This window comes from Bacillus sp. m3-13 (genome assembly GCF_000175075.1).
GTDB classification, from domain to species: Bacteria; Bacillota; Bacilli; order Bacillales; family Bacillaceae_I; genus Sutcliffiella_A; species Sutcliffiella_A horikoshii_C.
Window position 1 is genome coordinate 245,433 of sequence record NZ_ACPC01000009.1, and the last position, 12,297, is coordinate 257,729.

The following is a 12,297-nucleotide window of genomic DNA, read 5'->3' on the forward strand; positions in this document are numbered from 1 at the left end:
TATCTTTCCACTGTGAGACCTGCTATGAAAGAGTTTAGGGGTAAGCTTGTAACCATCTAGGAAAAAATTAGTAACAGATGTGTGTTACAATGTAGCTAAGTCGAATATTTGGAGGTGTCATCTTGAAAATCAACGTATTTCTAGATGATAGTCGATCATGTCCTAATGGGTATATACTCGCAGAAGACATAGACCAATGCCTCACCTTGTTAGAGAGCCATGCAATTGGGCATCTCTCTTTGGACCATGACTTGTTGAACAGACATCGAAATGGTCTGCTTCTCGTTCATAAGATGGTGGAGAACGAGCTGTATGCGGATAGAATTACTATTCATTCTGCAAACTCGGTTGGCAGTAAGGCAATGTATCGATATCTCAAACAAGCGCAAGAAGATATGAAAATGCCGCCAAACATAAAAGTATTATTAAGACCTCTTCCGCTTTTTTAAGCGTTGCCCCTACATCTACGTGACACTCAATTTCATCAAACCGCAAAAGGGTTCGTACTTCTTCACATAAATCGGATCTCTCAACTAGAGTAATAAAACGGATAATCAAAAGCAAACAGTAACATTATCCGCTTATTAATAGATTAAGGAATAGACTAGGCGGAAAGCTTCCGTTTGGTCTTTTTCGTTATTGTTGATAGAATAAAAAGAAAAAAGAGGTGAGGAGAATGGAGGAGATATATGACCATATCGACCATGATTTACATATTCTTTTTGTCGGCTACAATCCTAGTATCCGCTCTGGTGAAACGGGCCATCATTATGCAAACCCAACCAACAGGTTTTGGAGCATTCTTTTTGAATCAGGCATCACTCCCAGAAAATATGCACCAACAGAGGATTTTAAGTTAGTGGAACTTCAATATGGTTTGACCAACATTGTATCAAGGCCTACCATTGGAGCGGCAGATATAACCAAAGAGGAATACCAAAAAGGTAGAGAAGAGTTGAAAGAGAAAATAGAATTCTTTCAACCAAAAATCGTCTGTTTTGTTGGTAAAGGAGTGTATCAGGAATATAGCGGAATCCGTCAAGTTGAGTGGGGAAAACAGGATAAGAACCTAGTAGAAGGGACCGTAGATTTTGTAGCTCCATCGTCTAGTGGGCTTGTCAGAATGAAAAAAGAGGAGATCTTAGCCATCTACCGGAATCTAAATACATTAAAGAATAGTATTGTAGCCCAAAAAGTAAATTAAAAAACACTTCCTCCATCACCGAGCGAAGTGTTTTTTGTGTTCAGAATAATTACTTTGGAATAACAGACGTCTTTTGTTCTTGTTCTATTGACCTTAACGCATTTCTTATTTCTAACATATTTTCAATTTGGAGAGTGAGTGTGTGTTTAATTAATGTATTTTTCTCTTGCTGCCCATCCTTCAAATTGGTAACATCTTTTTTCAAAACAGCACTATTATGCTTTAGCGCTTCTTGTTCTTTTAAAAGGGATAATTGGGCTGCTTTTATTTCTTTTAATTCAACTAGTATTTCATTTAGTACCTTCTCCATCTTTTTCACTCCTTTTATAAGAAGGAATATCTTCTTATTTTTTCATATACCCTACATACTTAGATATATATAGTTTAAATACTCTTTCTGGAAAGACTTTAAACACAATGAGGCAAACTTGAACAATTAAAAAATGAGGGGAAAGAAAAAACCCGACAAATTAACGTCGGGTATCTGATGAATGAGGTAAAGTCAGTGCGCCAGCCAAAGTAGGCTTTATAGAGATATTATTAAAAGATATTCCAAGTTGTACGGTTGTTTGCGCAATTTCAGGTCTTATTCCAGATAGTGTTGTTTTTACCCCAATCAGGTTCAACGCTTTAATTAAATTGAAAATTTGGTCGGCAACAAGGGTATCAATAATCACCACGCCTGAGAGGTCAATATATAAATGATTGATTCCCTTTTGCCCGCATTGCTCCAAGGTATTCTCAAGTATGAATTTTGCCCTGCTTGTATCAATATCTCCAACCAATGGCAAGAGGGCCCGATTATTATCAAGGGCAATGACTGGTGAACTTAATTCTTTGATCATGTCCTGCTGGGCTTGCAGTCGTTCTTCTGAATACATTTGGTTTTCTTCGACGAATTTAAGCACCACATTATCAAAAGCTTTCGTTATCATATGATTCCACAATAACTGATTCTCTTTTTCTTCTTGGTGCAGAGTGACAAATTCGTCAATGAAATTTAAATACTGGCCACGCACTCTGAAGAATTCTTGCAAAATATGATGGATTGGTGTTTGTAGATGTTGCTCATCCTGTGCAATAGACAAGATCCAACTTTCAAAGTCTTTGAAAAATTTATCTTCTTCTTCAATAAAAATTTTGCATAATTGAAGGTGGAAATCGAAATTCTGCTTTTTTAAAGTAGCGACCACCTCAGGATTTGTCGAAGCATACACTCCTTTGGAATTTGTTTTATCCAAGGATTGGTACCATTCTTCTGTTAAAACTTTAGCTTTTTCTAATAAAAATGTATGTAATTCACTATTTCGGTGCATGTTCAGTTCCCCCCTAACCCTCTCCGTATTTACCCTTTTTACTAGCTGGTTAAACCGTTTTTAATAGCCTTTTTTGTAATCAACCAAATTTTTTAAAGGCTTCTCATTCTTTAGATAGTGTTTCAGGTTAGGAATAAAAATATCTTCTATTACACGTTTCGTATAATGCTCTGTGGAACCTGAAGTGTGAGGGGTAACAATGACATTGTCCATATCCCATAAAGGGCTACTTTTTTCTAAGGGCTCTTTTGCAAAGACATCAAGACCGGCACCGGCTATGACGTTTTCCTGTAAAGCGTTTATCAGCTCATCCTCTACAAGAACTTCCCCGCGCCCTATATTAATGAGGAAAGCGGTCTTTTTCATACGTTTGAATTCTTCTAAGCCGAACATTCCATCCGTTTCATCTGTCAAAGGAAGTGTAATCACCACATAGTCACATTTTGGTAGTACTTCATGCAGCCTGTCAGGAGTGAACATTTCATCTACATTATCAGCAGCAATACCTGAATGCCGAACGCCTATAACATTCATACGAAAAGCTTTAGCAATCCTAGCGGTTTCTTTTCCGATCTCTCCTACTCCAATAATACCTATAGTCTTTTCGTGAATTTCAAGATTCATCTGTGCATGATGCCACGCTTTCTGCTGTTGTTGCTTCACATAGGTATGTACCTTTCTGGTCAAACCGAGCATGAGGGCGAAAATTGTCTCGGAAATCGGATAGGCATGAACACCGTTCGCACTTGTTAAAAGAATTCCATTCTCAGTAAATGTTTGTAGAGGCATATTGTTGACACCTGCACTCCATGATTGTATCCAACGAAGATTAGAACCTTCGATTAATGACAGTTTCTCCAGATCCTTTTTCCATCCAACAACTATTTCGGCCTCTTTTGCAAAAGGCGCCCATATTTCTTTATCTTTTCCTACAATAATTTCAAAGTCTGGGGCAAGTTCTTTAATTTGTTGCGTATAAGCTTCTCCGATATTTTGTGTGATAAGCATAAGTCGTTTAGACATTTGTATGGACTCCTTCAATTGTGGTCTTTATTTTATTTTAACAGATAATAGATAATTATTAGAAATTTAAAGGGTTTTTTCAGAGGTTTTGGGGTGAAATGTCGAATAATAGTAGTAGAGTGCTGAAAAAGTATATAATGAATGAAGGAAAAATTCTAGAACGGTTTGGGCACAAATGATTGGCAACACACCTGTTACGAATACGGCAGGTGCTTTTTTTAATTTGTTAAAACTTTTCGCAGGATCAATGTGTCTAATAAGTATAAAACAGCAAAAGAGCTTTTAGGAGCGTGAGATTTTGGAGAAGAAATGGTTGGTGCAGAAAGCGAAAAAGGGAGATGAAGAGGCGTTCTTTGCCCTAATTTCGTCACATAAGGATCAACTCTATAGAATTGCCTATTCCTACTTGAAAAATGAAGCGGATACTCTCGAGGCCATTCAAGAGGTGACATATCGAGCATTTAAGGGGATAAAAAAACTGAAACAGGCGGACTATTTTTCGACCTGGCTTGTAAGGATCATGATCAATTACTGCAGGGATGAATGGAAGAAGAAAAAACGGGAGCCTAACATGCAAATAAATATGGAAGAACCATATACAGAAGATAATGATCTTCAGTTGGAAGTTCAAGAGGCTATTTCTTTGTTAGGTGATCCATACCAGACTGTCATTCAACTCCGTTACATGGAGGACTTTATGATTAAAGATATCGCAAAGGTAATGGATTCTTCAGAGAATACCGTGAAAACATGGCTGAGAAAAGGCTTGGAGAAATTGCGTCAGTATTGGGATGAGAAGGGAGGAAGCAAGCATGTTTGAGAAAGAAGAAAAGAAGCTGCATGAGTTAAAAAAGGAGTACGCTAATGTAGAAATCCCTAAGGAAATTGATGATTACATTAGAAGTGGAATTAGAAAAGGTAAAAAGTCTACACCGCAGCCTTTCTGGAGAATCGGCATGGTTGCTGCAAGCATCCTCCTAATCATTTTCCTTACCACCATTAGGATATCCCCTGGCTTCGCAAATTACGTCAGCACTATTCCTGGGATGGAGAGGATAGTGGAGCTAATTCGTCATAATAAAGGAATTATGTCGGCTGTAGAAAACGACTACCTTCAGGAAGTGGGAATCACAAAAGAGGAAGACGGGGTGTCACTGACGATAGATGCCATCATAATGGATGAAGCGCAGATGTTAATTTTTTATACCATTGAAAGTGATCATAACTATCCCACTATTAATCTTAGTAATATTAAATTGAAGTCACAGACAGGTGAAGAGCTTGATGTGGATGGATTGTCTTATGGAAGCCATGGGGAAGTAATGAAAGGCGAAAAGGTTTCTGGCCAAATAAAAATCATTTATTCAGACAAAGAGGTCATTCCTGAAAAATTCAATTTTGAAACTGGCGTTAATATTAATGAAGTAGAAATTATTAAGGGGTTGAATTTTCCTATCGAAGTGGATACACAGAAATTCTCAGCAATTACAAATGAGATAGCAATTGATAAGTCCGTAGAAGCTGGTGAACAGTCTATCTACTTTGAAAAGATGGAAATCCATCCGACTCGAATTGCGTTATTCTTAGAGTATGACGAGTCTAATACACACGAAATATTCCGTTTTGATGATATAGCGCTTGAAGATGAGAAAGGGAATAGATGGATTTCAGACGGTAGCTCTTCAATGGAGGATAATAAAATAGTAATATACTTTGAGAGCAATTACTTTTCTGAACCTCAGCAGCTTGATCTTGTCTTCTCTTCGTTTACGGCTCTCCCTAAAGATGAACTGGAAGTTGTTGTTGATCTTGAAAAAGAGAGTATTATCAAAGCTCCAAGTGATAAGCGTTTAAAAAAAGTTTGGTTGGATGATGGAGAAAAAGATAGGAAAGGAATATATTTTCAGATTGAGGTCGATCCAAAAGACCATAATTACTTCTTTAGTCTTTTCAATAACAACATTATCGACGCTAATGGAACTGTTCACGAATATACTACAAGAACCTATTCAAATATTGATGGAACAAATTTGTATGAACAAGGATTGATAGTAGATACAGATAAAATAGTAAGCCCTATTACATTGAAAATTGCAGAATACCCTGCAAGAATTAAAGAAAAAGTCAAAGTGAAAATAAAATGACTCTAGTAAAAGGACACAGCTTAGAAAGTGATGTGTCCTTTTGCTTTTATAGTAGTTCTTCCAGTTATCATACAGTTTGTATGGATTCTGTACACTTTTAATTAATAATACTATCCGCTCTATTGGCATGCTTTTTGCATTAAATAATAGTGATACATAAAAAGGAGGTAGTCCACTTTGAATATTCAAAACTGTGTAGCCCTAGTGACAGGAGGAGCATCTGGACTTGGTGAGGCAACCGTTAGAAATATAGTTTCTAAAGGGGGGAAGGCAGTAGTTGCAGATCTATCAGAAGAAAGAGGTGGAAATCTGAAAAAAGAGCTAGGGGATTCTATTCTATTTGTAAAAACAGATGTTACAAAGGAAGAAGATGTTCGCAAAGCCTTGGATAATGGCATGGAAACTTTCGGGTACATAAATACAGTGGTGAATTGTGCGGGAATTGGAGTGGCACAAAAAGTATTAAACCGAAAAGGGCCTCATTCGCTTGAAGACTTTTCCAAAGTTATCTCTATTAACCTTATAGGTTCATTTAATGTAATCCGTTTGGCTGCTGAGCGTATGAAGGAAAATGAACCGAACGCAGAAGGGGAACGAGGTGTTGTGGTAAACACAGCATCGGTTGCAGCCTTTGATGGTCAAATTGGCCAGGCAGCCTATTCTGCTTCAAAAGGCGGAATAGTCGGGATGACCTTGCCGATTGCCCGGGAATTCGCATCGTTTGGAATCAGGGTTATGACCATTGCACCCGGGCTCTTCCACACCCCAATGTTTGATTCGTTACCAGCAGAAGCAAGAGACTCCCTTGGCAAGATGGTACCATTTCCATCCAGGTTAGGGTATCCTGAGGAATATGCCCAACTCGTTCAAAGCATCATCGAAAATCCCATGTTAAATGGGGATACCATAAGGCTGGATGGAGCAATTAGGATGCAGCCGAAATAAAATGTATTTGATAGAGCTTAAAACGGATTTCATTTCATTGATGAGATCCGTTTTTTTTGCATGTAAATGCACTTTAAGAAATCTCAAGTCCTTAATTTGTTAAAGAATATGTTAAACGGTAACAGAGATACCATCTCAAAGCCCGAACCAAGAAGATTAATTTTACAACTAAATAAAATTTGTAGTTGGTTTTATATATACAATGGTTAGTTGTATAAAGATAGTGAAAATGATTCAAAAGACCCGACTATTTGTTTTTTGAAGTAAATTCAATAAATTTTAATTTGAAAAAGTACATTAATAAACAATTAATCCTTCTAATGAACTATTAAATACTTAAGAGAAAAATTCCTAGTTAGGGCCTAACTAACAGACAGGATTCGACAATCGTTTCAGTCAAATTGACTACTTTGAAATCACATGGTAATTATTATATAGCAATAAAAAAGGCCTCATTAAAATTTTGTAAAATTATAAATCAATTTCTATAATTTTTTATATAAAAAGGGATTATTTGTATAACGCATAGGGAATAAGTCTTTTAGAAAATACATATTATGCCACGTTGATGGCTTTGCCTAGGGGGAAGGGCTATGAAGAAATCAATGCTTCTAGGATTAATAAGTTCGGTACTTTTGATAGGAGGTTGCGGAATGAAACTGGATACTAATGGGAGTCGAGATGTAGAAGGTGAGCCAAAATCAGTTGCATTCAATGATGAGTTTACTAAAGACTTTCTGGAATCATCTGATGAAGTTGAAAAAGGACACTACCTCTTTAAATCTCAAACGGAAGGGTATACAGTTCACTTTCCTAAAAATGCTACCATTGACAAAGCAGTTTATGAAAGAGCTGGAAATGAGTTTGAAGCGGTAGGTTTTGTAGAAAATGACGAAAAAGAAAACCTATCTTTCTATTACAACATAACCTATGATGATCAACCGAGAGCAAACGATATAGAATTTAAATTAGATATGTTTGATACTTATGTAAACTATACAGGGGATTTTGAAAAGTATACTAAAGGCTCAACTACTTACTATTATGCTGAGAATATTTTTGAATATGAGGGAAAGAAAAGTTATAGATATTTTGCCTACATAAAACCCGAAATAGAAGATACGGGCATAAATTTTATTGGAAGAGTTACATGTATTGACTATGATAAACCTTGTTCACAAGATAGTAACGAAGCTAAAGAAAAAGTTTTAAATATCTTGCATTCAATTGAATTTAAATCAAGGTGACCTGCATGGATAATACAGGGGTTTTAAATTCAAAGATACTAAAAGCAAGAATTGCCGAATTGGAATACAAGGATTTAACAATTGAGAATATTAGAAGAATTTATATCGAGGAAACAGGAGAAGAACCACCAGGGGAAATTACATTGTATCATTCAGATGAACTACCAAAGTCAGTTAAAGAGTACGATTCTGGTTTTGATGGAACGGTTATTCACTTTATGGATTTAGAGACAGGTCTAAATGAATCCTACACTATTACTAGAGGTAGCGAAATGGGTGAAGATAGTGGAAAAGGACCCCATAGTGATTGGTTTTATAATCTCTTTGGGATATTTGGAGGAAAAGTACAAAATCAATATCAAGATGCTAAACATTTTGATAAGTATGTAAATAAAGAGATAAATAACGTTATTGCAACTGAAGTCGACTATTTGAAAAAACAAGGTAAAGAAATAGATACTCAACTAACTAAATACGGAATAGGGCACTCTCTTGGCGGTAATCTAATTCAAATGCTACAAATTACGGATCAGCCCTTTGAAAGTATATTAGCTATAAATGATGCTCCTCCTAGTATGTATCAACTTGCAATGCTCGACTTTGACTTTCAAGAATCTATTTTCCTTAAATTCAATATAAACAGTAAAAACTTTGATGATATATATAAGATAGATCCAGAAAAACTAAAAGAATTCGCAGAAGAATACTACCAAGCTCAAGGGCAGAGTATCCATCACTTAACAATAAAAGAAGAAATTTTATACTCGGTCATAGGGTTCAGAGGGTTTTTAGATCTTGGTTCTCGTGAAGTTCTAACTACCTACCCCCACACAGACGGTATCGCCAAATACATGAATAGAGTTTCAGATGAGAACCTTTACATCATTCAACAATTCGTCGCAAAACACGCCCCAGCCTACGAAAAATCAGGAGTCGACGGGCTAAACAGAAGCATGTTCGGTATCGACCAGGAACTCTTCACTCTAATTGATGATATCAAACAGGATTGGAAAAAAATCTTCGAACCTCCGAAGTGGAAGCGTGGTGCGGTTCCTATGACGATTGGTGTTATTGGATTTGGAAGCTTTACAGTGGATATGCCGTTTGCGTATCCAGTTAAAGAATTTCCAAGTGATTTTTTTTCTAATCAACAAGAGTTTATTTCAAGAGCGTTGGAGATTAAAGCTAAGTTGCAAGATTTGACAGAAGTTCTGCCTTCCTTACTTGCCTTGGTTGGAGAGATCAGTGAGGATCTGTTGAAGATAATCCAGGTTCATGTAGAGGAAATGCTGGGTAGCATACAGCGTATGATTGAGGCGATTGGCAGTGCTGCTTTAGATGTTGGGAAGAACCTGGTTAAAGGGTCCTTTACTAATAACTTGTCCCAACATGAGAATATCTTGACGGTAATAGAACTTGCAGTAACGATCGAACAGGAAAGCAGTAATATCCAAAACAGTTACCAAGCAATTATAGACGACACGAATGATTTTGTTGGCGAGTTTGGGGATGCCGCTCATGCACATGGGATGGAGCATGTAGTTAACTCATTAAATCAGGTAGAAGGAAGACGTTACGAAGGATCTGATTTAATTCGTTATAAAAATGCCACAGATGGCAGGACAATTGAGGTCAATCTATCTTCTGCAGTGAGGATTTATCAACTTGGTCTAGATAAATGCATGGAAAAGGAAGAAGCACTCACTTCCTGGAGGAGACTGTATTACACAGAATACGTTGATGATCTGGAATTCAGGAAACAGCGGGTGATGAATGCCATTCACCAAATGGAAGCAAATCCGAGGAATTACAGCCATCTTCTTCCAGTTTCAAGTAGTGATGTGAAAGTAACCAAGATTAATGTTCACGAGTTTATCAGACCGTTAGATCCCATGTTTCAGGATTCTTTTGAGGGAATGTATCATTACCTTCGGGAGGAAATTGAAAAAGCAAAAGCCATGATCAGTCGAGTTAGAAAGTCTATTGAAGAATTGTTTGAAGAAGATCAAAGTATTTCGAAATTGTTTGAATTACGGTAAAGGGGGTGGTAGGAATAGGACAGTATAAAACTTCGTATGCCTTTGCACCATATGAAGATTTACGGTTTAAGTATCTTATTTTCAATGCGGAGCTTGGGAGAGTCCGTGAGATCAGTGATGAGTTGGCAAGTATCATCAACGCGGAACTCGAACTGAGTAAAGGTAAAGTTATTGAACAATCATTACTGGAATTTAATAAGAATCATCGACTGTTTACGATTATCACCAACGATCAGTCAAGACTGATGACAACCCTTTCCAACAAATACCACGAACATGTTGATGAAATGAATAGGCAAGAGTTGACAATCTTCTATGAGGAGGTCAATGAAACATTTAGTTGATTTAGTCGAAATACCTAGAAATATATCAATCTGTGAAAAAAATACTATATTTTGAGGTTTCAGAAATTGGGAATGTGGGTATTTGTGGGTATATATTACTCATTTTCCTAAAATTCCTACTTTAGAATTGACCTCTTAGTTGTGTATTTTTTACAATAAAAGTAACTTATTAAAGAAATGGAGAGATGTGAAATGTCAGGAATTATTCGCGTTACCCCTGCAGAGTTAGTAGGAATGTCCACTCGTTACAGAAGTGAAAGCAGCCAGGTTGGAGATCAAATCAACCGTTTAGACAACATGATTCGTGAGCTTGAAAGTGTTTGGGAAGGTGAATCAAGCCGTGCATTCAGTGATCAATACCAATCTTTGAAGCCTTCTATCATTCAAATGCAACAATTGCTAGAGGATATCTCCGTTCAGCTTAGCAACACTGCTAGAGCACTTGAAGATGCCGATACTCAAATTGCAAGCCAGATTCGCGGGTAATTTGTTCTTACAGAAATAGCTCCCTTCTATAGGGCAGCCAAAAAAAAAAAGAAGGAGCGCCATTCTTTAACAGTTGAATGCGTTCCTTCTTTTATGAGGTGAAAAACAGTGTACATAGAAATAACAATCGATCTAAAGAACTACCAAAGGGAATCTTTTGACCTTCGACTATCTAACTATCATACAGTAAAAAAAGTTGTTGATATCGTTTGGCAGGCCGCCTCCCCTGCAACACCTCCAAGGGACGGGGAATGGGTAAAGGTTGTGAACAAACACTTGATACTATCAGGTTCAGACAAGCTTGTAGACCATGGCATTACGTCTGGTGACCGTCTGGAAATTTTATAAAGGAGCAATCTATCATGGCAGATCAAAGTCGAACATATCTGGAAGAAGAAATAGGGGCAACACTTTCCAAAGAAGGTGAAACGATTAAGCTTGTCTTTCAAAAAGAAAAAATCAAATTGGAAGATGCTGCTGAAATTCGGATGCTTAAAGAAATTAACCCAGCCATACATAAAAAAATTAAAGAAACAGAAGACGAGTTAACACTCATCTATCATCCCCCTCCTGCATTTTCATCTTTCGCTAAAATGAAAAGAAAAGATGAGAAAAGCAGATGGATCTTTGCCTCTCAATTAATAAAGAGTGTCAAGAATCACTCTCTTTCAAGACTACATCTTCTTATATGTCCCGAAAATATGGTGGTGGATGAAAGTTTGACCCCCTATTTTCTTCATTATGGCGTGATGGAAAGTCTACCACCCTATGAAAAAGAATCAGAAAAGCTATGGCGGGAAACAAAAGCAGTCATTGCAGCTGCCATTGACGGGAAATACACCTTCAAAGAGTATCTCAAACTTTATCAAACTTTAGACCTATCACCAGCTGCCAAAACCATAATGAATGCCAAGGATGAAGAGGAACTATTAACGTTCATTCGTAACGGGATAAAGGGGCTTGAAGAAAAAGAAAAACACTTTATCCGACTTCCAGAAAAACGATGGAAAATCACCAAATATGTCACCATAGGTCTCACCGTTCTTTTGTTACCAGCACTCGTATTAGCGATTTATTCCTTTCTTTTCGTTCAACCAAAACAGGCAGCATATGTACAAAGTTCCGAACACTTTCTTAAAAGTGAATACAGTCAGGTGGTTACTACATTAAATGGATATGAAGCAAAAGAGATGCCAAGAGTGGTGCAATATAAATTGGCAACTTCCTATATCATCAATGAATCTTTGAATGAAGACCAAAAAGATGCCTTGCAGAACCGCATAACCTTGCAATCCGATCCACAGTACTATCAATATTGGATACACATTGGCCGCGGAGAAGCACAAGAGGCGCTTGATATTGCTAGATCATTGGAGGATTCAGAGATAATTCTGTACGCCTTATTGAAATACAAGGAACAAATTAGAGCACAGGACGACCTCTCTGGTGAAGAGAAACAAAACCAACTAGAAGAAGTTCAAGATGAAATTGACGAATATGCAGAAGCAATTGAAGCGTTAGATGAAGAGCAAGATGATGCAAACTAACT

The 12,297-nt window shown here is 37.1% G+C and carries 14 protein-coding genes; 11 read left to right on the forward strand and 3 right to left on the reverse strand.

The features are described from left to right. Positions 1-122: 122 nt before the first annotated feature. Together M313_RS0103465 and M313_RS0103470 are read left to right on the forward strand one after the other, a co-directional pair. Positions 123-449: a cyclic-phosphate processing receiver domain-containing protein gene (locus tag M313_RS0103465; protein ID WP_010192497.1), complete on the forward strand. Its 327-nt coding sequence runs from the start codon at positions 123-125 to the stop codon at positions 447-449. Between the two features lie 227 nt (positions 450-676). Beyond that, positions 677-1,204 (forward strand): mismatch-specific DNA-glycosylase, encoded by a 528-nt coding sequence (locus M313_RS0103470; RefSeq protein WP_010192499.1) that lies wholly within the window; start codon positions 677-679, stop codon positions 1,202-1,204. Positions 1,205-1,253: 49 nt separating this feature from the next. Here the strand turns inward: M313_RS0103470 and M313_RS0103475 are convergent, their stop codons facing one another. The 3 genes from M313_RS0103475 to M313_RS0103485 all read right to left on the reverse strand — a co-directional run bounded on the left by M313_RS0103475 (position 1,254) and on the right by M313_RS0103485 (position 3,543). Then, the gene (locus M313_RS0103475) at positions 1,254-1,514 is read right to left on the reverse strand and encodes a hypothetical protein (protein WP_010192503.1); all 261 of its coding nucleotides are present in this window, start codon (positions 1,512-1,514) and stop codon (positions 1,254-1,256) included. 160 nt (positions 1,515-1,674) lie between these two features. After that, positions 1,675-2,520: an STAS domain-containing protein gene (locus M313_RS0103480; protein ID WP_010192504.1), complete on the reverse strand. Its 846-nt coding sequence runs from the start codon at positions 2,518-2,520 to the stop codon at positions 1,675-1,677. Between the two features lie 60 nt (positions 2,521-2,580). Then, positions 2,581-3,543 carry a D-2-hydroxyacid dehydrogenase gene (locus tag M313_RS0103485; protein ID WP_010192506.1) on the reverse strand — a complete coding sequence of 321 codons (963 nt, stop codon included), beginning with the start codon at positions 3,541-3,543 and terminating at the stop codon, positions 2,581-2,583. A gap of 298 nt (positions 3,544-3,841) precedes the next feature. Between M313_RS0103485 and M313_RS22575 the strand changes: the two genes are divergently transcribed. From M313_RS22575 to essB, 9 genes are all read left to right on the forward strand, one after another. After that, positions 3,842-4,363, forward strand: a complete 522-nt coding sequence (locus tag M313_RS22575) for a sigma-70 family RNA polymerase sigma factor (protein WP_010192508.1) — start codon at positions 3,842-3,844, stop codon at positions 4,361-4,363. Next, positions 4,356-5,687: a DUF4179 domain-containing protein gene (locus M313_RS0103495; RefSeq protein ID WP_010192510.1), complete on the forward strand. Its 1,332-nt coding sequence runs from the start codon at positions 4,356-4,358 to the stop codon at positions 5,685-5,687. The genes M313_RS22575 and M313_RS0103495 overlap by 8 nt, the downstream gene beginning before the upstream one ends. Before the next feature lie 177 nt (positions 5,688-5,864). Next, a complete protein-coding gene (locus M313_RS0103500) occupies positions 5,865-6,632 on the forward strand; it encodes a 3-hydroxyacyl-CoA dehydrogenase (RefSeq protein WP_010192511.1) in 768 nt (255 codons plus the stop codon). Positions 6,633-7,225: 593 nt separating this feature from the next. After that, positions 7,226-7,879: a YvcA-related protein gene (locus tag M313_RS0103505; RefSeq protein ID WP_157182407.1), complete on the forward strand. Its 654-nt coding sequence runs from the start codon at positions 7,226-7,228 to the stop codon at positions 7,877-7,879. Positions 7,880-7,884: 5 nt separating this feature from the next. Next, on the forward strand, positions 7,885-9,918 hold the full coding sequence (locus M313_RS24470; protein WP_010192513.1) for a DUF6792 domain-containing protein: 2,034 nt from the start codon (positions 7,885-7,887) through the stop codon (positions 9,916-9,918). Between the two features lie 5 nt (positions 9,919-9,923). Next, complete coding sequence (locus tag M313_RS0103515; protein WP_010192514.1) at positions 9,924-10,262, forward strand: hypothetical protein; 339 nt, start codon at positions 9,924-9,926, stop codon at positions 10,260-10,262. A gap of 192 nt (positions 10,263-10,454) precedes the next feature. Beyond that, positions 10,455-10,748: a WXG100 family type VII secretion target gene (locus M313_RS0103520; RefSeq protein WP_010192515.1), complete on the forward strand. Its 294-nt coding sequence runs from the start codon at positions 10,455-10,457 to the stop codon at positions 10,746-10,748. 108 nt (positions 10,749-10,856) lie between these two features. After that, positions 10,857-11,096 (forward strand): ESX secretion system protein YukD, encoded by a 240-nt coding sequence (yukD, locus tag M313_RS0103525; RefSeq protein ID WP_010192519.1) that lies wholly within the window; start codon positions 10,857-10,859, stop codon positions 11,094-11,096. A gap of 14 nt (positions 11,097-11,110) precedes the next feature. Then, positions 11,111-12,295, forward strand: a complete 1,185-nt coding sequence (gene essB, locus M313_RS0103530) for a type VII secretion protein EssB (protein ID WP_010192520.1) — start codon at positions 11,111-11,113, stop codon at positions 12,293-12,295. Positions 12,296-12,297: the final 2 nt, after the last annotated feature.

Excerpts from the sequence above, each read along its gene's own strand:
- M313_RS0103475 (WP_010192503.1), bottom strand. The coding sequence starts at position 1,514 with ATGGAGAAGGTACTAAATGAAATACTAGTTGAATTAAAAGAAATAAAA.
- M313_RS0103480 (WP_010192504.1), bottom strand. The coding sequence starts at position 2,520 with ATGCACCGAAATAGTGAATTACATACATTTTTATTAGAAAAAGCTAAA.
- M313_RS0103485 (WP_010192506.1), bottom strand. The coding sequence starts at position 3,543 with ATGTCTAAACGACTTATGCTTATCACACAAAATATCGGAGAAGCTTAT.
- M313_RS0103470 (WP_010192499.1), top strand. The coding sequence starts at position 677 with ATGGAGGAGATATATGACCATATCGACCATGATTTACATATTCTTTTT.
- M313_RS24470 (WP_010192513.1), top strand. The coding sequence starts at position 7,885 with ATGGATAATACAGGGGTTTTAAATTCAAAGATACTAAAAGCAAGAATT.
- M313_RS0103505 (WP_157182407.1), top strand. The coding sequence starts at position 7,226 with ATGAAGAAATCAATGCTTCTAGGATTAATAAGTTCGGTACTTTTGATA.
- M313_RS0103495 (WP_010192510.1), top strand. The coding sequence starts at position 4,356 with ATGTTTGAGAAAGAAGAAAAGAAGCTGCATGAGTTAAAAAAGGAGTAC.
- essB (WP_010192520.1), top strand. The coding sequence starts at position 11,111 with ATGGCAGATCAAAGTCGAACATATCTGGAAGAAGAAATAGGGGCAACA.
- M313_RS0103520 (WP_010192515.1), top strand. The coding sequence starts at position 10,455 with ATGTCAGGAATTATTCGCGTTACCCCTGCAGAGTTAGTAGGAATGTCC.